The following is a 22,441-nucleotide window of genomic DNA, read 5'->3' on the forward strand; positions in this document are numbered from 1 at the left end:
AGGCGTTACCGGCATCTTTGCCTGAACCAACAGTCAAGACCCGTGTCCCAGCACCACCCAGACGGAGCCAGCCATGCTCGATGACCGTTCGTCGCACAGGGCTACGACCAGGTGATTGGTGATCTAGGTTTAGCGAACAGCGTTTGGCAGCGCTTTCAAGGGGTTAGCAAAATGAAACTAGAAATAGCACGAGGTTTGTTCCTCGGCCTCGCCCTCAGCGTAACGGCGGTCGCCGCTGCGGCCTGGCAGGAACCCGGCCCACGCATAGTGGAAGCGCGCGACTGCTCTTCCACCCAACCCTGCCCCACAGCGCCCTTGCGCAAGCAGGTACAGCCCGCCGTGAAGCCGGATGCCAACCTGCTGGTACTGATGTTCGGCCTGAGCGGCGCGATGAAAGGCGAGCATTAACCCCCTCACGCCCTACCCTTCTGGCGGGCCAACCAGCAGCGCTGGATGGCTCGCCAATACCTGCCTCGATGCACGGCCATCTGCGCAATCTCCTGGCTATCGATGTCGCCAACAGATCGGCCCACCGCACCCTCTCGCGCCAGTGTAGCGCCCGCATAGTGGCGTTTTAGAGCAGCTCATTCAGGTTTGTTTAAGTAAGAATCCTTATCGTTGCGGCGGAAGTGACCGATCGGTCACAGGCGTTTGGTCAGCAGTCGAGAACGTCACTCATGAAAATGACAGGAGATGCAACGATGAACTCCACCGCTTCCCGAACCGGTACCCCACTGCGCCCCGTGGCGAAGGACAAGGCCGAGCAAGCCCTGCACCAACTGGTACAGGGCTTTCGCCGTTTTCGGCAGGACGTCTACCCGCAGCAACAGGCACTGTTCAAGCGCCTGGCCTCGGCACAGGCGCCCAGCGCCATGTTCATCACCTGCGCCGATTCGCGCATCGTCCCGGAACTGATCACCCAGAGCGACCCCGGCACCCTGTTCGTCACCCGCAACGTGGGTAACGTGGTGCCGCCTTACGGTCAGATGAATGGCGGCGTCTCCACCGCCATCGAATATGCCGTGCTCGCCCTTGGCGTGCAGCACATCATCGTTTGCGGCCATTCCGACTGCGGCGCGATGAAGGCCGTGCTCAACCCGGCCAGCCTCGACGGCATGCCCACCGTACGCGCCTGGCTGCGCCATGCCGAAGTGGCGCGCAGCGTGGTGGCAGACAACTGCAACTGCGGCAGTTCGCACGAAACCCTCGGCGTGCTGACCGAGGAAAACGTGGTGGCCCAGCTCGACCACCTGCGCACCCACCCTTCCGTCGCCGCACGCCTGGCCAGTGGTCAGCTGCAGATACATGGCTGGGTCTACGACATCGACAGTGGTGGCATCCGCGCCTACGACGCCGCCTCGGGCAACTTCCTCCCGCTCGACGGTGACGAGCAGCCCTGCGCCACCCCGCAACCTCGTTACGCCAGCGCCTGACCCATTCATTTCCCCGAGCCTGCCTTCATAAATGGAGGCGGGCACGGGCTGCTTTTGCCCGCAAGTCGGGCCAGGAGATCCCCATGAACCTGTTTCGCACATTGCCACGGGACGCGCTGGCGTCCGTCGTGGTCTTTCTCGTCGCCCTGCCCTTGTGCATGGGCATCGCCATCGCCTCCGGCATGCCACCGGCCAAAGGCCTGATCACAGGCATCATCGGTGGTCTGGTGGTCGGCTTCCTGGCCGGCGCGCCGCTGCAGGTCAGCGGCCCGGCGGCAGGGCTGGCGGTACTGGTATTCGAGCTGGTACGCACCCACGGCATGGCTGCCCTCGGCCCGGTGCTACTGCTGGCCGGATTGATCCAGCTGGCCGCCGGAACCTTGCGTCTGGGCGGCTGGTTTCGCGTCACCGCACCGGCGGTGGTCTACGGCTTGCTCGCCGGCATCGGCATCCTCATCGTACTGTCGCAGGTGCACGTGATGATCGATGCGGCGCCCAGGGCCTCCGGCCTGGACAATCTGCTGGCCTTCCCCGCAGCGGTGCGCGACGCCCTGAGCCTGGCCAGCGGCAACGCCATGATCGCCGGCATGATCGGCCTCGGCACCATCGCCAGCATCTGGCTGTGGGAGCGCTTTCGCCCGGCGCCGCTGCGCTTTCTGCCCGGCGCCCTGGTGGGCGTGACCCTCGCCACTCTCACCAGCCTGTTGCTGGCACTGCCGGTCAAGCGCGTCGAGCTGCCGGCCAACCTCGCAGACGCCATCGACTGGATCACCCCGCAAGGCCTGGCCAGCCTGGCCGACCCGCAACTGCTGATCGCCGCCCTCGCCCTGGCCTTTATCGCCAGCGCCGAGACGCTGTTGTCTGCGGCCGCCGTGGATCGCATGCACGACGGCCCGCGTGCGCGCTTCAACCGTGAGCTGTCCGCCCAGGGTATCGGCAACATCCTCTGTGGCGCGGTCGGCGCCCTGCCGATGACCGGCGTGATCGTGCGCAGCTCGGCCAACGTGCAAGCCGGTGCTCGCGGCCGCGCCTCGACCATCCTCCACGGCGCCTGGCTGCTGGCCCTGGTCGCCCTGCTACCCGGCGTGCTGCAGAGCATCCCGGTAGCCAGCCTCGGCGCAGTTCTGGTGTACACCGGCTGCAAACTGGTGGATCCCAAGGCCATGCGCAACCTCAGCCAATATGGTCGCATCCCGGTGTTCATCTACGCCGCCACGGCGCTTTGCATCGTCTTCACCGACCTGCTGACCGGTGTGCTGGTGGGCTTCGCCCTGACCCTGTTGAAGTTGGTGTGGAATGCCTCGCGTCTGCGCGTGAAGCTGGTGCCCACCGGCCCGGATAGCGCCGAACTGCGCATGAGCGGCGCCGCCACTTTCCTCCGTGTGCCACAACTGGCCAAGCTGCTGGCCAGCGTCGAGCCCGGCACACGCATGCATCTGAGCCTGGCGCGGGTCAGCTATATCGACCATGCCTGCATGGAACTGCTGGAAGACTGGGACCGCTCCGCCCGCGCCCAGGGCGGCGGCTTGGAGATCGTCGAAGGAGCGGCGTTGAAGCGTCGGGTGGAAGGTAGACAGCGCACGGCGCTGGCCTGAATGCAGCACGGCTCACTCATCCTGGCCGGTGAGTGAGCCAGACTGGGGACAGACCTTGTGCTTCCTTTGGGCCCGACGTTTGCCAAAAGGGACTCGCCGAAAGGGCGATACGAAGCGAAGCGTAGTAACAGCCGCAGGCTGGCCCGGAGGGTGAGCGAAGCGAATCGACCGTAATCACGGACGACGAATTTGCGGCGTCGGAGTGCTGGGCTCAAGTAAGAGCAAGAGCCCCTCTCCCCTAGCCCCTCTCCCGCAAGCGGGAGAGGGGAACTGATCGTGATCCTTCGGCGATATCAGTTGGCTTCCGAGATTTTCGCGGCTGGAGCCGCTCCTACAAGAGCGTGGCGATACCCGCGGCCTTGCCTTCAGGCCCCAGTGATCAGCCGCTCGATGATTTCCCGCCGCTCAGGATGCTCCGGCACCTGAATACCAAACTCCTCGCGCAATACCCTCAGCACCTCATCGACACTCTGCAACTGCACCCGCTCACTCGCCTGCCCCAGGCGGTGGATGGCGAAGCTGCCGTTGTTCAGCGTCTTGCGCAGGCCTGGCCCGGTGCGGGCGGCGATCATCTGGCCGAGGAAGGGCGAATCCGGGTGGGTGCATACGTACCAGTTGCCCACCACGTAATCGATATCCGCCACCTGCTGCAGATCGAACACGTACATCGCCCGCCAGCTGCAGGCCACCAGCGCGCGCAGGGTGTAGGTGCCGTCCGCCAGCGTCAGGCGATAGGGCTCGTGCGGCGTGGCCTGCTCCGCCTCGCTGTCGAGCAAAAGCGGGCCGGTCGGCACCATACCGCCGAAGCCGACGTCGCTGATGTAGCGCACGCCATCGATGGTCACCAGCACCAGCATATGGGTACGCGCCGGCAGGGCATCTTCCGGGCCGCCCATGACCACGCGGCCGGTCAGCCCCCGCGCGTCGAAGCCCAGCGCCTGCAACAGCAGCAGATACAGGCGGTTGAGTTCGAAGCAGTAGCCGCCACGGCCCTGACGCAGCAGCTTGTCCTGGATCGCGGCAGGTTCGACCTCCACCGGCACGCGCAGCATGCTGGCCAGGGTTTCGAAGGGAAATTCGGCGGTGTGCCGCGCCTGCAGCTCGCGCAGGGTGTCGAGCGTCGCTGGCGGCGCCGACGAGTAACCCAGGCGCCCTAGGTATGTGTGCAGATCCAGCTGGAATGCTTCGGTCATCGTGCTTCTCCCTTTCTACCTGCCGGCTGTTGTACCAGAGGCGGCAGAGGGGAGATATCTATCGGGTCGATAGCCCGTCTGATCGTCCTCACGCTCCGCGTGGGTATGCAGCCCGTGACGCTCCGCGCATCCACCGTAACGGCCGCAGAGCGGCCGAGGCTACAGGCCCCCATGCTGAGCGTGGGAGCGATCACGCAAACGCCCAGGTGGCTGCGGAGTTTCGCGGCTGAAGCCGCTCCTACAGGTGTCCCGGTGTCTGCCTCATAACGCCCACCAATGAAAAAGGCCGGTCTCGCGACCGCCCTTTCGTGCAACGTGTCAGCTCACTCAGCCATTGCTGGGGAAGGCGAACTGCGCCGCCTCGTGGCTCTTGCGCGCCGGCCAGCGCTGAGTGATGGCCTTCTTGCGGGTGTAGAAGCGCACGCCATCCGGGCCGTAGGCATGCAGGTCGCCGAACAGCGAACGCTTCCAGCCGCCGAAGCTGTGGTAGCTCACCGGTACCGGCAACGGCACGTTGACGCCGACCATGCCCACTTCGATCTCGTCGCAGAACAGGCGCGCGGCTTCACCGTCGCGGGTGAAGATGCAGGTGCCGTTGCCGTACTCGTGATCGTTGATCAGGGCCATGGCTTCTTCCAGGCTGCCGACGCGGACGATGCACAGCACCGGGCCGAAGATTTCGTCGGTGTAGATGGTCATCTCCGGGGTGACCCGGTCGAACAGGGTGCCGCCGACGAAGAAGCCGTTTTCGTTACCTGGCACCACCAGGTTACGGCCATCGACCACCAGTTTGGCGCCCTGGGCCACACCGGCGTCGATGTAGCCCTTGACCTTGTCGCGCGCAGCGGCGGTGACCAGCGGGCCCATGTCCAGGCCGCAGGAGGTGCCGGCACCGATCTTCAGTGCCTGGATCTGCGGAACGATCTTCTCCACCAGTGCATCGGCGATCTGGTCACCCACGCACACGGCCACGGAGATGGCCATGCAGCGCTCGCCGCAGGACCCGTAGGCCGCGCCCATCAGTGCGCTGACGGCGTTGTCCAGGTCGGCATCGGGCATCAGCACGGCGTGGTTCTTGGCGCCGCCCAGGGCCTGCACGCGCTTGCCGCGCTTGGTGCCCTCGCTGTAGATGTACTCGGCGATCGGCGTCGAGCCGACGAAGCTCAGGGCCTTGACCTCGGGCGCTTCGATCAGCGCATCGACCGCGTCCTTGTCACCGTTGACCACGTTCAGCACGCCCTTGGGCAGGCCGGCCTGCTGCGCCAGCTCGGCGATGAACAGGGTGGAGCTGGGATCGCGCTCGGAGGGCTTCAAGATGAAGCAGTTGCCGCAGACGATGGCCAGCGGGTACATCCACAGCGGCACCATGGCCGGGAAGTTGAACGGCGTAATCCCTGCCACGACACCAATCGGCTGCAGATCGGTCCAGGCGTCGATGTTCGGGCCGACGTTGCGGCTGTACTCGCCCTTGAGAATTTCCGGGGCGGAGCAGGCGAACTCGACGTTCTCGATGCCGCGCTTGAGTTCACCGATGGCGTCCTCGATGGTCTTGCCGTGCTCGGCGCTGATCAGCGCGGCGATTTCGTTCTCGTTCTGCTCCAGCAGTTGCTTGAAGCGGAACATGATCTGCGCGCGCTTGGCCGGCGGCGTGTTGCGCCAGGCCGGAAAGGCGACCTTGGCGGCGTCGATGGCCAGCTGCATGGTGGCGCGGTCGGCCAGGCCGACGGCAGCGGTGGAGTCGCCGGTGGACGGGTTGTACACCGGGGCACTGCGCTCGTTGCCGGCAACGCGCTCGCCGTTGATCAGGTGGGGGATATGGCTCATGAGGTTCTCCATCAAGAAATCGGGTATTGGGGAGAGACACCCTCTCCCCCGGTCCCCGCTCCGCGCCCCGGCCCTTCGCAGAGCTCAGGGCGCTTCAGCGGGCGAAGCGGTGCTTCGCTATTTCCGCTTACGCCCCGCAAGCGGGAGAGGGGAGCAAGGCATCAGTCGAGTTTGTTCAGCACGTCACCAACGGCGTTGAACACGCGGTCGAGATCTTCGATTTTCGCGTTGAAGGTCGGCCCGAACTGGATGGTGTCGCCGCCGAAGCGCACGTAGAAACCGGCCTTCCACAGGGCCATGCCGGCCTCGAACGGACGGATCACCGCATCGCCGTCACGCGGGGCGATCTGCAGGGCGCCGGCCAGGCCGCAGTTGCGGATATCGACGATGTGCTTGGTGCCCTTCAGGCCATGCAGCGCAGCCTCGAACTTCGGCGCCAGCTCGGCGGACTGCTGGATCAAATTCTCGCGCTTAAGCAGCTCCAGCGTCGCCAGGCCGGCGGCGCAGGCCACCGGGTGCGCCGAGTAGGTATAGCCGTGGGTGAACTCGATCATGTGCTCCGGCGACGGCTGCTGCATGAAGGTGTTGTAGATCTCGCTGCTGGCGATCACCGCGCCCAGCGGGATGGCGCCGTTGGTGATCTGCTTGGCGACGTTCATCAGGTCCGGAGTGACGCCGAAGAATTCCGCACCGCTCCACTTGCCCATGCGGCCGAAACCGGTGATCACTTCGTCGAAGATCAGCAGGATGTTGTGCTGCGTGCAGATTTCGCGCAGGCGCTGCAGGTAGCCCACCGGCGGCACGATGGCGCCGGCCGAACCGGACATCGGCTCGACGATCACCGCGGCGATGTTGGAAGCGTCGTGCAGTTCGATCAGCTTGAGCAGCTCGTTGGCCAGCTCCACGCCGCCGGTCTCGGCCATGCCTTTGGTAAAGGCCATGCCCGGTTGCAGGGTGTGCGGCAGGTGGTCGGCGTCCATCAGCTGGCCGTACATCTTGCGGTTGCCGCCGATGCCGCCGAGCGAGGTGCCGGCGATGTTGACGCCGTGATAGCCACGGGCGCGGCCGATGAAACGGGTCTTGGAGGCCAGGCCTTTCAGGCGCCAGTAGGCCTTGGCCATCTTCACCGCGGTGTCGGCGCACTCGGAGCCGGAGCCAGTGAAGAACACATGGTTGAGCTCGCCCGGCATCAGGTCGGCGACCTGCTCGGCCAGCTTGAACGACAGCGGATGGCCGTACTGGAAGCCCGGCGAGTAGTCGAGGGTGCCGAGCTGCTTGGCCACGGCCTCCTGGATTTCCTTGCGCGAGTGGCCGGCGCCGCAGGTCCACAGGCCGGACAGGCTGTCGTAGATCTTCCGGCCCTGGTCATCGGTGAGCCAGCTGCCTTCTGCGCCGACGATGATGCGCGGGTCGCGCTGGAACTGGCGGTTGGCGGAGAACGGCATCCAGTGGGCATCCAGCTTGAGCTGGCTGGCCAGGGACGGAGTTGCGGTCTGCGGCATGTTCATCGGGATGGCCTCGGCAGTGGCGGCGTGTTCGGGACAATGTGGGAGGGGCTTTAGCCGCGACTGTCGCCGCTGAAGCGCCTCCCACAGATACAGCGTCAGTTGCCAGTTAAGGTGCCACGGGCATAGAGTCAGTAAAACAATACTCTTCTTATCTTCAGTTCAAGGCCGACTAAACAAATGAGCAGCCGCCGCTCCGACCCGCTGGCCCAGGTCAGCGACTTTGAAATCCGCCTGCTCAAGCTGTTTCGCAGCGTGGTGGAATGCGGTGGTTTTTCCGCAGCAGAGAGCGCGCTGGGCATCGGCCGCTCGGCCATCAGCCAGCAGATGAGCGACCTCGAACAACGCCTCGGTTTGCGCCTGTGCCAGCGCGGCCGTGCCGGCTTCGCCCTGACCGAAGAAGGCCGCGAGGTGTACCAGAGCACCCTGCAACTGCTGGCGGCACTGGAGAGCTTTCGCACCGAGGTCAACGGCCTGCATCAGCACCTGCGCGGCGAGCTGAACATCGGCCTGACCGACAACCTGGTGACCATCCCGCACATGCGCATCACCAACGCCCTGGCCCGCCTCAAGGTGCAGGGGCCGGATGTACGCATCAACATCCGCATGACGCCCCCGTCGGAAGTGGAACAGGGGGTGCTCGACGGCCGCCTGCATATCGGCGTGGTGCCACAGGTCGGTGCCCTCTCCGGTCTGGAATACCAGGCGCTATACGATGAACGCTCGCTGCTTTACTGCGCGGTCGGCCATCCGCTGTTCTACGTCGACGACCAACAGCTTGAAGACGACAGGCTCAATGCCCAGGAAGCCATCGCCCCGACCTTCCGCCTGCCGCCCGAGGTGCAGAACCATTACCAGGCGCTGAACTGTACGGCCAGCGCATCGGACCGCGAAGGCATGGCCTTTCTCATCCTCACCGGTCGCTATATCGGTTACCTGCCCGACCACTACGCCCAGGCCTGGGTGCAGCAGGGTCGCCTGCGCGCGCTGAAGGCGTCCACTCGCTACTACGACATCAACCTGGCAGCGGTAACGCGCAAGGGCCGTCGCGCGCACCTGGTGCTGGAGAGTTTTCTCGAGGCCCTGGCTGAAGCCTGAACACATAGAACGACCGTACCGAAAAACGGCTCGAGCATGCACAGCCCTGGTGCATTTGTGCTATCACGGCGATTTTCCTTGCAACGCACTTGTCACCCAGGCAGCGCTGGGGTATCTGTGCAATCGCTCGGCTCCCTGATCAGTTCGGAATCACCCCATGACCTTCGAAGTCCCCGCCCACGGCACCACCGGCAAACCCGCCGGGCGCATTCGCCAGAAGAATGAAGAAGCCATCATCAAGGCTGCCGAGGAAGAGTTCGCCCGGCACGGCTTCAAGGGCACCAGCATGAACACCATCGCGCAGAATGTCGGCCTGCCCAAGGCCAACCTGCATTACTACTTCAACAACAAGCTGGGCCTTTATCTGGCGGTGCTGAGCAATATCCTCGAGCTGTGGGACAGCACCTTCAACAACCTCAGCGTCGAGGACGACCCGGCCGAGGCACTGGAGCGCTACATCCGCGCCAAGATGGAGTTCTCCCGGCGCCAGCCGAAGGCCTCGCGCATCTTCGCCATGGAAGTGATCAGCGGCGGCGACTGCCTGTCGCAGTACTTCAACCAGAACTATCTGGACTGGTTCCGTGGCCGTGCCGCGGTGTTCGAAGGCTGGATCGCCGCCGGCAAGATGGACCCGGTCGATCCGATCCACCTGATATTCCTGCTGTGGAGCAGCACCCAACACTACGCCGACTTCGCCTCGCAGATCTGCCGGGTGAAGCAGTGCTCGCGCCTGACCAAGCAGGACTTCGAGGAAGCCTCCGACCAGCTGGTACAGATCATCCTCAAGGGCTGCGGCCTGACGCCCGTCGCCAAAGCCTGATGGCCTTCACCCTGTCCGCGCCTTGCGAATACCGCGAGGAGATTCGCAAGAGCCGCTTTCTCGCCCTCGCCGCGCCGGTTGCCAGCGCGGCGGACGCACAGGCCTTCATCGACAGCCACGGCGATCCGGCCGCCTCGCACAACTGCTGGGCGTGGAAGGTCGGCAACCAGTACCGCTTCAACGACGACGGCGAACCGGGCGGCACCGCTGGCAGGCCGATACTCGCCGCCATCGAAGGACAGGACTGCGACCAGGTGGTGGTGCTGGTGATCCGCTGGTACGGCGGCATCCAGCTCGGCACCGGCGGCCTGGCCCGCGCCTACGGCGGCAGCGCGGCCAAGTGCCTGCAGGCCGGCGAGCGGCGCGAACTGGTCGTGCGTCAGGCCTTCACCTGCCACCTGCAGTTCGCCGAACTCCCCGTGTTCAAGGCGCGTCTGGGCGAGCTGGACAGCCTGATCGAGAGCGAGGATTACGACGCCAGCGGCGCGCGCCTGCACCTGGCCGTGGCGCCGGCCGAGCGTGAAATGCTGGAACGGTTGTTGGGTGATATCAGCCGTGGTCGGGAGAGCCTGAAGGCACCATGAAACGAACGATCACTGCACTGCTTCCACTGCTGTGGCTGGCGCTGCCTGTTCACGCCGAAGTACAGCAGCGGCTGCAGGAGCAGTATTACGACCTGCAGGTAGCGTCCGGTGAGTCCCTCAGCCGTGCCATCGACCAGGCCTCGCCGGTTCGCCAGAACGGGCAGATTTACCACGCCTACACGCGTTGGCAGGTGCAATGGAATTTCTGGTGGCGCGAGCAACGTGACGGTCGCTGCCAGATCGACCTCACCCGCACCCGGTTGAACGCCACCATCACCCTGCCCCGCCTCGGGGGCGGCGATGCGCAACAGCGTCAGCGTTTCCAGCAGTATCTCGGCGCGCTGCGTGAACATGAGCTGGGCCACTACCGCATCGGCCAGACAGCCGCCGCCGAGATCGACGCGGCGCTGCTGGCGACGCCTGAATACCCCAGTTGCGCCGAGCTGCAACAGCAGGCCAACCGCCGCGCCAATGCCGTGCTGCAACGGCATGTCGAACATGAACGCCGTTACGACCGCGAAACCGGCCATGGCCGCACACAGGGTGCTCGGTTGGCGGAATAACACTGCAGCGAGAGCTACGCCCCGCCGCGAAGCATGGCGGACGCGCTCAAGAAGCTTCGCCCCGAGGCGAGACGCCTACAGAGGATTGCCGTGCCGGGATTATCGGATCGGCATTCGCTATGCTGATCTTCTTTCTCAACCGCCATGGAACCCGACATGACTGCCTCTCGATCCATCCTGATCATTGGAGCCTCACGCGGCCTCGGCCTTGGTCTGGCCGGTGAGTTCGCCGCCCAGGGTTGGGCCGTTACCGCCACGGTGCGCAGCGCCGCACAGGAAGCCCCTCTGCAAGGGCTCGGCGTTCGCGTCGAACAGCTGGAAATGACCGACCCGGACAGCCTGGAACAATTGGCCGGACGCCTGAGCGGCCAGCAGTTCGACGTCATCTTCGTCAACGCCGGGGTGGCCGGGCCTTCACACCACAGCACCGCACAGGCCAGCGCTGAGGAAATGGGCCAGCTGTTCCTGACCAACGCAGTCGCCCCGCTCCGCGTGGCCGAACGCCTGCTGCCAAACCTGGCGGCCGGGCATGGGCTGATCGTATTCATGAGCTCGATCCTCGGCAGCATCGAAGCGGGCGCCGGCCTGGGCATGCCGCTGTATGGCGCCAGCAAGGCCGCGCTCAACCACCTCGTGCAATGCTTCGTACGCACGCAAGACAATCCGCACCTCGGCGTGATGCTGATGCACCCTGGCTGGGTGCGCACCGACATGGGCGGTGCCGACGCCCCGCTGGATATCGACAGCAGCTGCAAGGGCATGGTCCAGCAGATCAGCGCCGCCGTCGGCCAACCCGGCCTGCGCTATCAGGACTTCGAGGGCAACCCGCTGCCCTGGTAAGCGTCAGCGCTGGATATCGGCCCGCACCAGGCGGGCCGTGCAATTCCGTAGGAGAAGAAGAACGATGGAAATACGTATCGGTAATGAACCGGAGTTGATCCGCTTGGCTCAAGGTATCCGCTATCAGGTCTTCACATGTGAACAACGGATTCCTAAAGAGTTGGACCTTGATGGATTGGATGAGACGTCCTTCCATGCTTTGGCAACTGAACAAGGTGAGCCAATTGCCACCGCCCGTCTAACAGTAAAAGAGGACGGTTCCTCTACCATGGCCAGAGTGGCGGTCAGCGAGCCTTATCGGAGCGCGGGAGTAGCCTCGGCAGTTGTCCAGGCATTGATGCAGCATGCGCAGAGCATAGGTGCCACCTCCATTGACCTTCATGCTCACAGCCACCTGAAAGGCTACTACGAAAAATTTGGGTTTGAGTTCATCAAGGACGTTGAAATCGTCGGCGAGCATCAGCTCATTGAAATGCGGCGCCAACTCGTGCACATAGCAGCACAAGGTAATAGCTCCCAGGCATCAGCGTGAAGGCAATACCGCGACGCTCTGCGTCTCTACCGGACCGGATAGGCTGTTGCCATTTCGCGCCTGCGTGCACAGTCAGAGCGCCTCGGAATTCGTATACTCTTGCGCGCTATGAACACTCGCTGGATGCGAGTCAACCACACGACCGTTAATCGGAACCAGGTCAATGGACAACCTGTATCAGCCCCCCAAAGCCGAGCTGCTCGACGAACAATCCCAAGCCCGTAGCGCCTTCTTCGTCACCTCACTGAAGAAGTTCTATTTGCTGTACTTCACCACTTTCAGCCTGTACTCCTTCTACTGGTTCTACAAACAGTGGGACCTTCAGCGCAGCGCAATGCTGCCGAAAAAGATCTGGCCGGCGGCACGCTCGATTTTTCAGATATTTTTCACCCATTCGTTGTGCAGGCTGATCAGCGAACACAAGCAGCGCCTGGGTCAGGCGGCCTGGAGTTGCTCGGGTACCGCCTGGGCCTACGTGATCCTGACCATCGTCACCAATCGCCTGTCGCGAATCGACGGCCCAGGGGGCGCTCTTGAATTGCTCATACTGTTCGCCATCATCATGGTGCCCGCCATGCCCCTGGCGCTGATCCAGCAGCAAGCCAACCAGGCGAGCGGCGACGAGGACGGGCAGAGCAACGCAACTATCAGTGGCCTCAACCTGCTGTGCATGGCCCCCGGGGCCTTGCTATGGCTGCTCTTTATAGGCGCGCTCTTCATCGGAGAATGACTGCTCGCCTTGGTATCGGGCGAGCACGTCAGGCGCGGCTACCTGCGTCTCCCGGATGGCATTCGCCTCAGTACGCTCGAACCCAGTGCACTTGGCGCACCCAGTGCGCTGGCTCGCACCAATCCCGCGCATGAATCTGCACAGGCGGCTGACGCTAACGCCCGCCGCCTGCTTTTCTGACCTCCTGGCCAAGTTTTTGCTTTAGCACCGCTCAGTTATTGCAACGAGCGCTTTCCATGTCTGCCCCACCCGCTTCCCCGCGTTTGCAGCTGACCGCCATCAGCAAGCAATACCCCGGCTGCCTGGCCAACGACCGTATCGACCTGACCCTCGCCCCCGGTGAGATCCGTGCCCTGCTCGGCGAGAACGGCGCCGGCAAGAGTACGCTGATGAAGATCATCTATGGCGTCACCCAGCCCAGCAGCGGCGAGATCCGCTGGCAGGGCGAGCGGCTGACGATGCGCGACCCGGCCGTGGCTCGCAGCCTGGGCATCGGCATGGTGTTCCAGCATTTTTCCCTGTTCGAGACGCTCACTGTCGCCGAGAACATCGCCCTGGCCATGGGCTCGCAGGCCGGTACACCGAAGCAGTTGGAGCCGAAGATTCGCCAGGTGTCGCAGCGCTACGGCATGGCGCTGGAGCCGACGCGCCTGGTGCACAGCCTGTCCATCGGCGAACGCCAGCGGGTGGAGATCGTGCGTTGCCTGATGCAGGACATCAAACTGCTGATCCTCGACGAGCCCACCTCGGTACTCACGCCGCAGGAGGCCGACGAGTTGTTCGTCACCCTGCGCCGCCTGGCCGCCGAGGGCTGCAGCATTCTGTTTATCAGCCACAAGCTCGGCGAGGTGCGCGCGCTGTGCCAGAGCGCCACGGTGCTGCGCGGCGGCCGGGTGTCCGGCCATTGCGTGCCGGCCGAATGCAGCGATCTGGAGCTGGCGCGGCTGATGGTCGGCGACGCCGAGGGACTGGAAAGCAGCTACCCGAAAGTCAGCGGCGGCCTGCCACGGCTGCGCGTGGATGATCTCAGCTGGCACAATCCCGATCCCTTCGGCTGCTCGCTGGACCGCATTCGCCTGGAGGTGCGCAGCGGCGAGATCGTCGGTATCGCCGGGGTGGCCGGCAATGGCCAGGACGAATTGCTCGCCCTGCTCAGCGGCGAAACCCGTCTGCCGCGTGGCGAGCGCGAGCGGGTCAGCCTGGATGCCGCGCCAGTGGCCAATCTGCATCCGGATGCGCGGCGCCAGCTGGGCCTGGCCTTCGTGCCGGCAGAACGCCTCGGCCATGGCGCCGTGCCGGAAATGAGCCTGGTCGACAACGCCCTGCTCACCGCCTTCGGCCAGGGCCTGGTCAAGGGTGGGCTGGTGCAGCGCGGCAAGGTGCACGCGCTGGCCGAGCAGATCATCCAGCGTTTCGCGGTGAAAACGCCGGATGCCGACACGGCGGCACGCAGCCTGTCCGGCGGCAACCTGCAGAAATTCATCCTTGGCCGCGAGATTCTGCAAAACCCGAAACTGCTTGTGGCTGCGCACCCGACCTGGGGTGTGGACGTCGGTGCGGCGGCGGCCATCCACCGCGCGCTGATCGCCCTGCGCGATGCCGGCGCGGCGATCCTGGTGATATCCGAAGACCTCGACGAGCTGTTCCAGATCAGCGACCGCATCGGCGCGCTGTGCAGCGGGCGCCTGTCGCCGCTGGCCGAGACGGCGAAGGTATCCACCGTGGAAGTCGGCCGCTGGATGGCCGGTGAATTCGATCAACCCGCCGCCGCTGCGGCCTGCTGACGGAGCCCGTCATGCTGTTATCCCTGGAACCGCGCGGCCAGGCGTCGCGCCCCATGCTCTGGCTGTCGCCGCTGTTGGCCGCCGTACTGACGCTGGTGAGCGGCATGCTGCTGTTCACCCTGCTCGGCCATGACCCGCTGGAAACCCTGCACACCCTGCTGATCGCCCCGGTCAGCGACTGGTACGGCGTGTCCGAATTGCTGGTCAAGGCGTTGCCGATCCTGCTTTGCGCCCTCGGCATGGCGGTCGCCTACCAGGCGCGCATCTGGAACATCGGCGCCGAAGGTCAACTGCTGATCGGCGCCCTGGCCGGCAGCGCCATGGCTCTGCAACTGATCGACTGGGAAAGCCGCTGGGCACTGGCGGCGGTAGTGCTGGCCGGCACCTGCGCGGGCGCGGCCTGGGCCGGGCTTACCGCCTGGCTGCGCACGCATTTCAACGCCAACGAAATCCTCACCAGTATCATGCTCAACTACATCGCGTTGAACCTGCTGCTGTTCTTCGTGCATGGCCCGCTGAAAGACCCGGCCGGCTTCAACTTTCCCGAATCGGCCATGTTCGGCGATGCCAGCCGCCTGCCGCTGGTCAGTGAGGACGGGCGCCTGCATGGCGGCCTGTACCTGGCGCTGCTGGCTCTGGTGGCGGTATGGGTGCTGCTGCACAAGAGCTTTCTGGGTTTTCAGATCAAGGTGCTGGGCCTGGACAAGCGCGCCGCCGGTTTCGTCGGTTTTCGCGAGAAGCGTCTGGTGTGGTTCGCCCTGCTGGTCAGCGGCGCGCTGGCCGGTATGGCGGGTGTGGGCGAAGTGGCCGGGCCCATCGGCCAATTGGTACCGCAGGTCTCGCCCGGCTACGGCTACGCAGCGATCACCGTGGCCTTTCTCGGCCGCCTCAACCCGCTCGGCATCGTCGCCGCCAGCCTGCTGATGGCGCTGCTGTATCTGGGCGGCGAGAACGCGCAGATGAATCTCAACTTACCGCAGGCGATCACCCAGCTGTTTCAGGGAATGATGCTGTTCTACCTGCTGGCCTGCGACGTGCTGATCCTCTATAGGCCACGGCTGAAGTGGAAATGGGCACGCCGCGAAACGCTCGCCGAGGCGACCACCTGACTGCGGGAGTGGCTGGGCGACATTCCGCTTTAGCTGCGACAAAAGCTCGCCGCTGAAGCGCCTCCCACAAAGAGTCTGACTGTAAAGGAATCCCCATGGATCTCGATCTGTTGACCAATATCTTCTACGCCATGGTGCGCACCGGCACGCCGCTGCTGCTGGTGGCCCTGGGCGAGCTGGTGTGCGAGAAGAGCGGCGTGCTCAACCTAGGCCAGGAAGGCATGATGCTGTTCGGCGCGGTGATCGGCTTTATCGTCGCATTCAGCACCGGCAGCCTGTGGCTCGGTGTGTTGCTGGCCATCGCGGCCGGCATGCTGCTGTCGCTGCTGTTCGCCGCCGTGGCGCTGGGCTTCAACGCCAACCAAGTGGCCACCGGCCTGGCCCTGACCATCTTCGGCGTCGGCCTGTCCACCTTCGTCGGCGCGGCCTGGGTCGGCAAGCCGCTGACCGGCTTCGAGCCCATCGTCATTCCGCTGCTGTCCGATATTCCGCTGATCGGGCGCATGCTGTTCGCCCAGGACGTGCTGATCTACCTGTCCTTCGCCTTGTTCGCGCTGGTGGCCTGGGTGCTGCTGAAAAGCCGCATCGGCCTGATCATCCAGGCCGTCGGCGAGAACCCGGACGCCGCCAGCGCCATGGGCCTGCCGGTACTGCGCGTGCGCACCCTGGCGGTGCTCTTCGGTGGCGCCATGGCCGGGCTGGCCGGTGGATATCTGTCGCTGGCCTACACGCCGATGTGGGCGGAAAACATGACCGCCGGCCGCGGCTGGATCGCCCTGGCGCTGGTGGTATTCGCCAGCTGGCGGGTGCTGCGCGTACTGCTCGGCGCCTACCTGTTCGGCCTGGCCAGCATCCTCCACCTGGTGGCGCAGGGCATCGGCCTGTCGATCCCGTCGAACCTGCTGGCGATGCTGCCTTATGTGGCCACCATCCTGGTGCTGGTGCTGCTCTCGCGCGATGCGATCAAAACCCGGCTGTATGCGCCGGTATCCCTTGGCCAACCGTGGCAGCCGGGGCATTGAGGCTCGACAGCTATTAGTCGCGGCTGAAGCCCCTCCCACAGCAATAGAGCGACCTGCCGACCGGCTTTTGTCGGAGGGGCTTTAGCCGCGACAAGAGATTTTCGGCTATACCTGTGTCACACCCTGATCGAGAGGCAAAGGAATGCCCCACTCAGCCAGCTTGCGCGCAGGCCGTTTCTCGGAAACGCAGCGCATCTATCTCCTTACCGCAACGACCGAAAACCGCGAAACGCTTTTTTCGAACTTCACTGTGGGTCGACTCGTCGTCGCGGAACTGAAAACCGCCCAGCAAGAAGGTCTGGCCGAATCACTGGCTTGGGTGCTCATGCCGGATCACCTTCACTGGCTGATCGCCTTGGAGCAAGGCTCGATCAGCGACCTTATGCGGCGCATCAAGGGACGCAGCGCCAAGCGAATCAACACGGTGTCAGGCCGCCACGGAAAGCTCTGGCAGGACGGCTTTCATGACCGAGCGCTGCGCCGCGAGGAAGATGTTCTGCCTGCCGCGCGTTACATCGTCGCCAATCCCCTGAGGGCTGGTTTGGTCAGCCGTGTAGGCGATTATCCATTGTGGGATTCGGTGTGGCTCTGAGCTTGGAAGGGTCGCGGCTGAAGCCCCTCCCACAACAGCCGATCCCACGGCATCACATAGCACCGTGGGAGCGGCTTCAGCCGCGAAAAGCTTGCTGGGGCGCCCTCACCGGCCACAACTGCGCCACGCCCCAGGCCAGTTCGAAGACCAGGAAGATCGCGACCAGTGGCGTTGCGCCGTGCATCAGGGCGTAGATCTGCCAGGTGGAAAACAACAGCCGACCTGCCGCGTCATAGCGACCGAACACTGCTTGCGGGTCGCGGATACGCAGCACAGACCAGACGCAGATGATCGAGCCCATCAGGTTGCCCAGCAGCATGTGCATCGGTTCGAAGGCCGGTAGCGCACCCGGCAGGCCGAGGCCGTGATGCAGGCTTTGCAGCAGGCCATGCAGCGCCATCAGGCTCCAGGGCGTGGCAAAGGGGGCGGCCACCAGCAGGTCGTACCAGCCACTGGCCCGTACCAGGTGACGATAGTGTTCGGGGGTCCACATGGGTATTGCTCCAATCATTCAAGGAGCACCCAGGCTAAGGCCTGGAGTATGCTCCAAGGTCAACACCCCACCGAGTGAAAAGATGCGTATCGGAGAACTGGCCGAGGCCTGCGAAGTGAGCCGCGACACCCTGCGCTTCTACGAGCAACGCGGGCTGATCGCCGCTCGGCGCAGTGCCAACGGTTACCGCGACTACCCCGTCGAGATGGTGCAGCTTGTCACCTATATCAAGACCGCGCAGCGCCTGGGTTTCAGCCTTGGCGAGATCAGCCAGCATGTCGGCGGCCTGTGGCAGGCCAGCGACCCGGATCGAGCCGTGACCCAACTGCTGCAGGACAAGCTGGCACTGATCGAAAACCGCATCGACGAGCTGCAGCAACTGAGAAACGAACTGCTGCAGCGCCTGGCAACGACCTGTCCGTTGCGCCCCTGAGGCGCATTGCATGCTGACCCCGAGGTCAGTTATCTTCGCCGCACGTCATTTCTGACGAACCTGGATCAGCAGACAGGGTCAACACTGAGCTGGCTTACCTGACATCAACCTCAGAGGAGCCGCTCATGGCTGCTACCCGTATCTGGATCAAGAACCCGCTCGCCATCTTCACCGCCAACGACCTGGACGCTTCCGGCGGCCTGGTGATCGAGGATGGCCGTATCAGTGAGGTGCTCGGCGCCGGCCGGCAACCCTCGACGCCCTGCCAGCAGGTGTTCGATGCGCGCGAGCACGTGGTGCTGCCGGGCCTGATCAACACCCATCACCACTTCTATCAGACCCTTACCCGCGCCTGGGCGCCGGTGGTCAACCAGCCGCTGTTCCCCTGGCTGAAGACCCTCTACCCGGTCTGGGCACGCCTTACCCCCGAGAAACTGGCCCTGGCCAGCAAGGTGGCGCTGGCCGAGCTGCTTTTGTCCGGCTGCAGCACCGCCGCCGATCACCACTACCTGTTCCCCGGCGGCCTGGAGCATGCCATCGACGTGCAGGTCGAAGCCGTTCGAGAACTGGGCATGCGCGCCATGCTCAGCCGCGGTTCGATGAGTCTGGGCGAAGACGACGGCGGCCTGCCGCCGCAACATACGGTGCAAAATGGCGAGACGATCCTGGCCGACAGCCAGCGCCTGATCGGCCAGTACCATGAGCGTGGCGAAGGCGCGCAGATCCAGATCGCCCTGGCGCCCTGCTCGCCCTTCTCGGTCACCCGCGAGATCATGCGCGCCAGCGCCGAACTGGCCGAACAGCTCGACGTGCGTCTGCACACCCACCTGGCCGAAACCCTCGACGAAGAGGACTACTGCCTGCGCCAGTTCGGCCTGCGCACCGTGGATTACCTGGAAAGCGTCGGCTGGCTTGGCCCGCGCACCTGGCTGGCCCATGGCATTCACTTCAACCCCGAGGAAATCGCCCGCCTCGGCGCTGCGGGCACCGGCGTCTGCCACTGCCCCTGCTCGAACATGCGCCTGGCCTCGGGCATCTGCCCCGTGCACGACCTGGAGGCAGCCGGTGTGCCGGTAGGCCTGGGCGTCGACGGTTCGGCCTCCAACGATGCCTCGAACATGATCCTCGAAGCACGCCAGGCGCTTTACATCCAGCGCCTGCGCTACGGTGCCGAGGCGATCACGCCCGAGCGGGCGCTGGGCTGGGCCAGCAAGGGCTCGGCGAAGCTGCTGGGCCGCAGCGACATCGGCGAATTGGCGGTGGGCAAACAGGCCGACCTGGCGCTGTTCAAGCTCGATGAGCTGCGTTTTTCCGGCAGCCACGACCCCATCGCCGCACTGCTGCTGTGCGGCGCCGACCGCGCCGATCGAATGATGATCGGCGGCACCTGGCGCGTCATAGACGGGCAGATCGAAGGGCTGGACGTAGCGAAGCTGATCGCCGATCACCGGCAGGCGGCGCGTGAGCTGATCAACGGCTGACTTAGGCTTCGCAGGCTGGGTCGAGCACAGCGATATCCATGTCCCGGGTTTCGCCAGGCTCAACCCAGGCTACCGGCTGGGTCGCGGCTAAAGCCCCTCCCACAAAATAACGCTGTCCCCTTAAGGTTGCACAGGTTTGGCTCCCCTCTCCCTAACCCTCTCCCCGGAGGGGCGAGGGGACTGATCGAGCTCGACCGTTTCTTAGGTGAGCAGCATTACCTCCCACAAAAGTCCCTCCCACAAGAGCAGCGCCAACCTGTGGGAGGGGCTTCAGCCGCGACCGTCGTTTCACAGGAGCGACGCACCACAACACGCCATACAAGTCTGCCGCGCACCAATACCGCCCCCAACGCATGAGCAGGCGCACAGGCAGAACGCCGTCGCCCCGCCTATCTGTCCTTTTGGTCAGCTTTTTGCAGTCATGGGATCAGCCAACCAACGGCCACCCCCACACCAAGACTGGAGCTGCACCCACCATGCACAAGAAGAGCAAGAAACCGCTGCTGCGCACCCTCGTCGCTGTCCTGGGCTTTGGCACCATGCTCAGCGCCTCGGCAGCCGATCCTCTGAAGGTCGGTTTCGTCTACATCGGCCCCATCGGCGACCACGGCTGGACTTACCAGCACGAGCAGGGCCGGCAGATGCTGATCAAGGAAATGGGCGACAAGGTCACCACCAGCTTCGTCGAGAACGTGCCGGAAGGCGCCGACGCCGAACGGGTGATCCGCAACATGGCCAAGGGCGGTTTCGACCTGATCTTCACCACCTCCTTCGGCTACATGAACCCGACGATCAAGGTGGCCAAACAATTCCCCAAGGTCACCTTCGAACATGCCACCGGCTACAAGCAGGACAAGAACGTCGGCACCTACCTGTCGCGCTCCTATGAGGGGCGCTATGTCGGTGGCTTCCTCGCGGCGAAGATGACCAAGACCAAGAAGGTCGGCTACATCGCATCCTTCCCGATCCCCGAGGTGATCCGCGACATCAACGCCATCCAGCTGGCGCTGGACAAGTACAACCCCGGTACCGAGATCAAGGTGGTGTGGGTCAATACCTGGTTCGATCCGGGCAAGGAATCCGACGCCGCCAACGCGCTGATCGACCAGGGCGTGGACGTGATGTTCCAGCACACCGACAGCCCGGCGCCGATCCAGACTGCGGAGCGTCGTGGTATCTACTCTGTGGGCTACGCCTCGGACATGGCCCACTTCGGGCCCAAGGCCGTGCTCACCTCTATCGTCAACGATTGGGGCCCGCACTACGTCAAATCCGCCCAGGCAGTGATCGACGGCACCTGGCAGCCGCAGGACTTCTGGGGCGGCCTGGCCGAGGACACCCTCTCGCTGCCGATCAGCGATCTGGTGCCGGCTGACGTGAAGAGCGAGGCCGAGCAGATCATCGCGGATATTCGCAGCGGCACCTTCCACCCCTTCACCGGCCCGATCAAGGATCAGAGTGGTGCGGTACGCATCGCCGAAGGCGCCAGCGCGACCAATGCCGAGCTGGCCGCAATGAACTACTACGTGGAAAACGTGAAGGCCGAAATGCCGAAGTAAGCAGACCATCGCGGCACTGTGGCGGGTTGCTCCCGCCCCACCGGCTAAACCTTGTGGGAGGGGCTTTAGCCGCGACAAGCAAATGGCTCGCGGCTAAAGCTCCTCCCACGAACTAACAGAGATGCCGTCCCTGCTACCGGCAGAACCGCATCAAGGGGCTCTCATCCGAGATCTCTTTCCGCTGCCCTGGGTACGAGAAGACTCGCAGCACCGCCCACCCGAGGCTAAACATGAACGCATTACCCATCATCGACATCGCCCCTCTCTACGCCGACAAAGCATCGGCCTGGCCTGCCGTGGCCGAGCAGATCGACCGCGCCTGCCGCGACTGGGGCTTCTTCTACATCGTCGGTCACCCGATCAGTGCCGAGCGCATCGACGCCCTGCTCGGTGCGGCCAAGACCTTCTTCGCCCAGCCCGCCGAAGAGAAACTCAGGAGCGATATCACCCAGACCGCTCACCACCGCGGTTACGGTGCCATCGCCACCGAGCAGCTGGACCCGAGCAAGCCGAGCGACCTCAAGGAAACCTTCGACATGGGTTTCCACATACCCGCCGATCACCCCGAGGTGCTGGCGGGCAAACCGCTGCGCGGGCCGAATCGCCACCCGGACCTGCCCGGCTGGGCCGAGTTGATGGAACAGCATTACGCCGACATGCAGGACCTGGCCAAGACCCTGCTGCGCGCCATGGCCATGGCGCTGGACATCGAGCACGATTTCTTCGACGCACGCTTTCATGAGCCGATCAGCGTGCTGCGCATGATCCACTACCCGCCGCGCCACACTGCCACCAGCAGCGAGCAGCAAGGCGCAGGCGCGCACACCGATTACGGCTGCATCACCCTGCTCTACCAGGACGATGCCGGTGGCCTGCAGGTGCGCGCGCGTAACGGCGAATGGATCGACGCGCCGCCGATTGCCGGCAGCTTCGTGGTCAATATCGGCGACATGATGGCGCGCTGGAGCAACGACCGTTACACCTCGACGCCACACCGGGTGATCAGCCCGCTGGGGGTGGACCGCTACTCCATGCCGTTCTTCGCCGAACCGCACCCGGACACGCTGATCGACTGCCTGCCCAACTGCTCCAGCACGGACAACCCGGCCAAGTACACACCGGTAACCAGCGCCGAGTACCTGCTATCACGCTTCGCCGATACCTATGCCTATCGGCGCGAGGAGCTCTGACGGCTCCCACGCTCCGGCATGGGAGAACAGCCCGAGAGGGAATCGACTATGTGGCCCGGTA

The 22,441-nt window shown here is 64.4% G+C and carries 22 protein-coding genes; 18 read left to right on the plus strand and 4 right to left on the minus strand.

The window, feature by feature from the left end:
- Window positions 1-171 precede the first annotated feature (171 nt).
- From DXK50_RS18975 to DXK50_RS18985, 3 genes are all read left to right on the plus strand, one after another.
- Window positions 172-408: a hypothetical protein gene (locus DXK50_RS18975; RefSeq protein WP_161867261.1), complete on the plus strand. Its 237-nt coding sequence runs from the start codon at window positions 172-174 to the stop codon at window positions 406-408.
- Between the two features lie 293 nt (window positions 409-701).
- Window positions 702-1,433, plus strand: a complete 732-nt coding sequence (locus DXK50_RS18980) for a carbonic anhydrase (RefSeq protein ID WP_283089027.1) — start codon at window positions 702-704, stop codon at window positions 1,431-1,433.
- An 83-nt stretch (window positions 1,434-1,516) separates the two neighbouring features.
- Complete coding sequence (locus DXK50_RS18985; protein ID WP_212631398.1) at window positions 1,517-3,028, plus strand: SulP family inorganic anion transporter; 1,512 nt, start codon at window positions 1,517-1,519, stop codon at window positions 3,026-3,028.
- Between the two features lie 365 nt (window positions 3,029-3,393).
- Here the strand turns inward: DXK50_RS18985 and DXK50_RS18990 are convergent, their stop codons facing one another.
- The 3 genes from DXK50_RS18990 to aptA form a co-directional block, all read right to left on the minus strand.
- The gene (locus DXK50_RS18990) at window positions 3,394-4,221 is read right to left on the minus strand and encodes an arylamine N-acetyltransferase family protein (RefSeq protein ID WP_212631399.1); all 828 of its coding nucleotides are present in this window, start codon (window positions 4,219-4,221) and stop codon (window positions 3,394-3,396) included.
- Window positions 4,222-4,548: 327 nt separating this feature from the next.
- Entirely contained in the window at window positions 4,549-6,045 is a 1,497-nt protein-coding gene (locus tag DXK50_RS18995; protein ID WP_212631400.1) for a CoA-acylating methylmalonate-semialdehyde dehydrogenase, read from the minus strand.
- Between the two features lie 161 nt (window positions 6,046-6,206).
- Entirely contained in the window at window positions 6,207-7,553 is a 1,347-nt protein-coding gene (gene aptA, locus DXK50_RS19000; RefSeq protein WP_212631401.1) for an omega-aminotransferase AptA, read from the minus strand.
- 177 nt (window positions 7,554-7,730) lie between these two features.
- Between aptA and DXK50_RS19005 the strand changes: the two genes are divergently transcribed.
- The 11 genes from DXK50_RS19005 to DXK50_RS19055 all read left to right on the plus strand — a co-directional run bounded on the left by DXK50_RS19005 (window position 7,731) and on the right by DXK50_RS19055 (window position 17,224).
- Window positions 7,731-8,648 (plus strand): LysR family transcriptional regulator, encoded by a 918-nt coding sequence (locus DXK50_RS19005; RefSeq protein WP_212631402.1) that lies wholly within the window; start codon window positions 7,731-7,733, stop codon window positions 8,646-8,648.
- 157 nt (window positions 8,649-8,805) lie between these two features.
- Window positions 8,806-9,468, plus strand: coding sequence for a TetR/AcrR family transcriptional regulator (locus DXK50_RS19010; RefSeq protein ID WP_161867267.1), 663 nt, complete (start codon window positions 8,806-8,808; stop codon window positions 9,466-9,468).
- Entirely contained in the window at window positions 9,468-10,052 is a 585-nt protein-coding gene (locus tag DXK50_RS19015) for an IMPACT family protein (protein ID WP_212631403.1), read from the plus strand. Before DXK50_RS19010 ends, DXK50_RS19015 begins: the two co-directional genes overlap by 1 nt.
- Entirely contained in the window at window positions 10,049-10,615 is a 567-nt protein-coding gene (locus DXK50_RS19020; RefSeq protein ID WP_212631404.1) for a DUF922 domain-containing protein, read from the plus strand. The genes DXK50_RS19015 and DXK50_RS19020 overlap by 4 nt, the downstream gene beginning before the upstream one ends.
- Window positions 10,616-10,771: 156 nt before the next feature.
- Complete coding sequence (locus DXK50_RS19025) at window positions 10,772-11,455, plus strand: SDR family oxidoreductase (RefSeq protein WP_212631405.1); 684 nt, start codon at window positions 10,772-10,774, stop codon at window positions 11,453-11,455.
- A gap of 64 nt (window positions 11,456-11,519) precedes the next feature.
- Complete coding sequence (locus DXK50_RS19030) at window positions 11,520-11,987, plus strand: GNAT family N-acetyltransferase (RefSeq protein ID WP_161867271.1); 468 nt, start codon at window positions 11,520-11,522, stop codon at window positions 11,985-11,987.
- Between the two features lie 163 nt (window positions 11,988-12,150).
- Window positions 12,151-12,717: an MFS transporter permease gene (locus tag DXK50_RS19035; RefSeq protein ID WP_212631406.1), complete on the plus strand. Its 567-nt coding sequence runs from the start codon at window positions 12,151-12,153 to the stop codon at window positions 12,715-12,717.
- Between the two features lie 236 nt (window positions 12,718-12,953).
- The gene (locus DXK50_RS19040) at window positions 12,954-14,501 is read left to right on the plus strand and encodes an ABC transporter ATP-binding protein (RefSeq protein ID WP_212631407.1); all 1,548 of its coding nucleotides are present in this window, start codon (window positions 12,954-12,956) and stop codon (window positions 14,499-14,501) included.
- An 11-nt stretch (window positions 14,502-14,512) separates the two neighbouring features.
- On the plus strand, window positions 14,513-15,610 hold the full coding sequence (locus tag DXK50_RS19045) for an ABC transporter permease (protein ID WP_212631408.1): 1,098 nt from the start codon (window positions 14,513-14,515) through the stop codon (window positions 15,608-15,610).
- Window positions 15,611-15,705: 95 nt separating this feature from the next.
- Complete coding sequence (locus tag DXK50_RS19050) at window positions 15,706-16,632, plus strand: ABC transporter permease (RefSeq protein ID WP_212631409.1); 927 nt, start codon at window positions 15,706-15,708, stop codon at window positions 16,630-16,632.
- A 142-nt stretch (window positions 16,633-16,774) separates the two neighbouring features.
- Complete coding sequence (locus DXK50_RS19055; protein ID WP_212631410.1) at window positions 16,775-17,224, plus strand: REP-associated tyrosine transposase; 450 nt, start codon at window positions 16,775-16,777, stop codon at window positions 17,222-17,224.
- Window positions 17,225-17,300: 76 nt separating this feature from the next.
- Here DXK50_RS19055 and DXK50_RS19060 read toward each other — a convergent pair whose 3' ends face one another.
- Window positions 17,301-17,717 carry a hypothetical protein gene (locus tag DXK50_RS19060; RefSeq protein ID WP_212631411.1) on the minus strand — a complete coding sequence of 139 codons (417 nt, stop codon included), beginning with the start codon at window positions 17,715-17,717 and terminating at the stop codon, window positions 17,301-17,303.
- A gap of 82 nt (window positions 17,718-17,799) precedes the next feature.
- On the opposite strand from DXK50_RS19060, the gene DXK50_RS19065 reads away from it, so the two are divergent.
- From DXK50_RS19065 to DXK50_RS19080, 4 genes are all read left to right on the plus strand, one after another.
- Window positions 17,800-18,150 carry a MerR family transcriptional regulator gene (locus DXK50_RS19065; protein WP_212631412.1) on the plus strand — a complete coding sequence of 117 codons (351 nt, stop codon included), beginning with the start codon at window positions 17,800-17,802 and terminating at the stop codon, window positions 18,148-18,150.
- A gap of 125 nt (window positions 18,151-18,275) precedes the next feature.
- A complete protein-coding gene (locus tag DXK50_RS19070; RefSeq protein ID WP_212631413.1) occupies window positions 18,276-19,631 on the plus strand; it encodes an 8-oxoguanine deaminase in 1,356 nt (451 codons plus the stop codon).
- A 476-nt stretch (window positions 19,632-20,107) separates the two neighbouring features.
- Window positions 20,108-21,190, plus strand: coding sequence for a BMP family ABC transporter substrate-binding protein (locus DXK50_RS19075; protein WP_212631414.1), 1,083 nt, complete (start codon window positions 20,108-20,110; stop codon window positions 21,188-21,190).
- Between the two features lie 230 nt (window positions 21,191-21,420).
- Complete coding sequence (locus tag DXK50_RS19080) at window positions 21,421-22,380, plus strand: 2-oxoglutarate and iron-dependent oxygenase domain-containing protein (protein ID WP_212631415.1); 960 nt, start codon at window positions 21,421-21,423, stop codon at window positions 22,378-22,380.
- Window positions 22,381-22,441: the final 61 nt, after the last annotated feature.

The sequence above is a fragment of the Pseudomonas sp. KB-10 genome, assembly GCF_018221585.1.
Lineage (GTDB): Bacteria > Pseudomonadota > Gammaproteobacteria > Pseudomonadales > Pseudomonadaceae > Aquipseudomonas > Aquipseudomonas yangonensis.

Coding starts and splice junctions, on each gene's coding strand:
- DXK50_RS18975 (WP_161867261.1), top strand. CDS start 172: ATGAAACTAGAAATAGCACGAGGTTTGTTCCTCGGCCTCGCCCTCAGC.
- aptA (WP_212631401.1), bottom strand. CDS start 7,553: ATGAACATGCCGCAGACCGCAACTCCGTCCCTGGCCAGCCAGCTCAAG.
- DXK50_RS18980 (WP_283089027.1), top strand. CDS start 702: ATGAACTCCACCGCTTCCCGAACCGGTACCCCACTGCGCCCCGTGGCG.
- DXK50_RS19020 (WP_212631404.1), top strand. CDS start 10,049: ATGAAACGAACGATCACTGCACTGCTTCCACTGCTGTGGCTGGCGCTG.
- DXK50_RS18985 (WP_212631398.1), top strand. CDS start 1,517: ATGAACCTGTTTCGCACATTGCCACGGGACGCGCTGGCGTCCGTCGTG.
- DXK50_RS18995 (WP_212631400.1), bottom strand. CDS start 6,045: ATGAGCCATATCCCCCACCTGATCAACGGCGAGCGCGTTGCCGGCAAC.
- DXK50_RS19060 (WP_212631411.1), bottom strand. CDS start 17,717: ATGTGGACCCCCGAACACTATCGTCACCTGGTACGGGCCAGTGGCTGG.
- DXK50_RS19010 (WP_161867267.1), top strand. CDS start 8,806: ATGACCTTCGAAGTCCCCGCCCACGGCACCACCGGCAAACCCGCCGGG.
- DXK50_RS19015 (WP_212631403.1), top strand. CDS start 9,468: ATGGCCTTCACCCTGTCCGCGCCTTGCGAATACCGCGAGGAGATTCGC.
- DXK50_RS19035 (WP_212631406.1), top strand. CDS start 12,151: ATGGACAACCTGTATCAGCCCCCCAAAGCCGAGCTGCTCGACGAACAA.
- DXK50_RS19030 (WP_161867271.1), top strand. CDS start 11,520: ATGGAAATACGTATCGGTAATGAACCGGAGTTGATCCGCTTGGCTCAA.
- DXK50_RS19040 (WP_212631407.1), top strand. CDS start 12,954: ATGTCTGCCCCACCCGCTTCCCCGCGTTTGCAGCTGACCGCCATCAGC.
- DXK50_RS18990 (WP_212631399.1), bottom strand. CDS start 4,221: ATGACCGAAGCATTCCAGCTGGATCTGCACACATACCTAGGGCGCCTG.
- DXK50_RS19050 (WP_212631409.1), top strand. CDS start 15,706: ATGGATCTCGATCTGTTGACCAATATCTTCTACGCCATGGTGCGCACC.
- DXK50_RS19070 (WP_212631413.1), top strand. CDS start 18,276: ATGGCTGCTACCCGTATCTGGATCAAGAACCCGCTCGCCATCTTCACC.
- DXK50_RS19005 (WP_212631402.1), top strand. CDS start 7,731: ATGAGCAGCCGCCGCTCCGACCCGCTGGCCCAGGTCAGCGACTTTGAA.
- DXK50_RS19065 (WP_212631412.1), top strand. CDS start 17,800: ATGCGTATCGGAGAACTGGCCGAGGCCTGCGAAGTGAGCCGCGACACC.
- DXK50_RS19055 (WP_212631410.1), top strand. CDS start 16,775: ATGCCCCACTCAGCCAGCTTGCGCGCAGGCCGTTTCTCGGAAACGCAG.
- DXK50_RS19075 (WP_212631414.1), top strand. CDS start 20,108: ATGCACAAGAAGAGCAAGAAACCGCTGCTGCGCACCCTCGTCGCTGTC.
- DXK50_RS19080 (WP_212631415.1), top strand. CDS start 21,421: ATGAACGCATTACCCATCATCGACATCGCCCCTCTCTACGCCGACAAA.
- DXK50_RS19025 (WP_212631405.1), top strand. CDS start 10,772: ATGACTGCCTCTCGATCCATCCTGATCATTGGAGCCTCACGCGGCCTC.
- DXK50_RS19045 (WP_212631408.1), top strand. CDS start 14,513: ATGCTGTTATCCCTGGAACCGCGCGGCCAGGCGTCGCGCCCCATGCTC.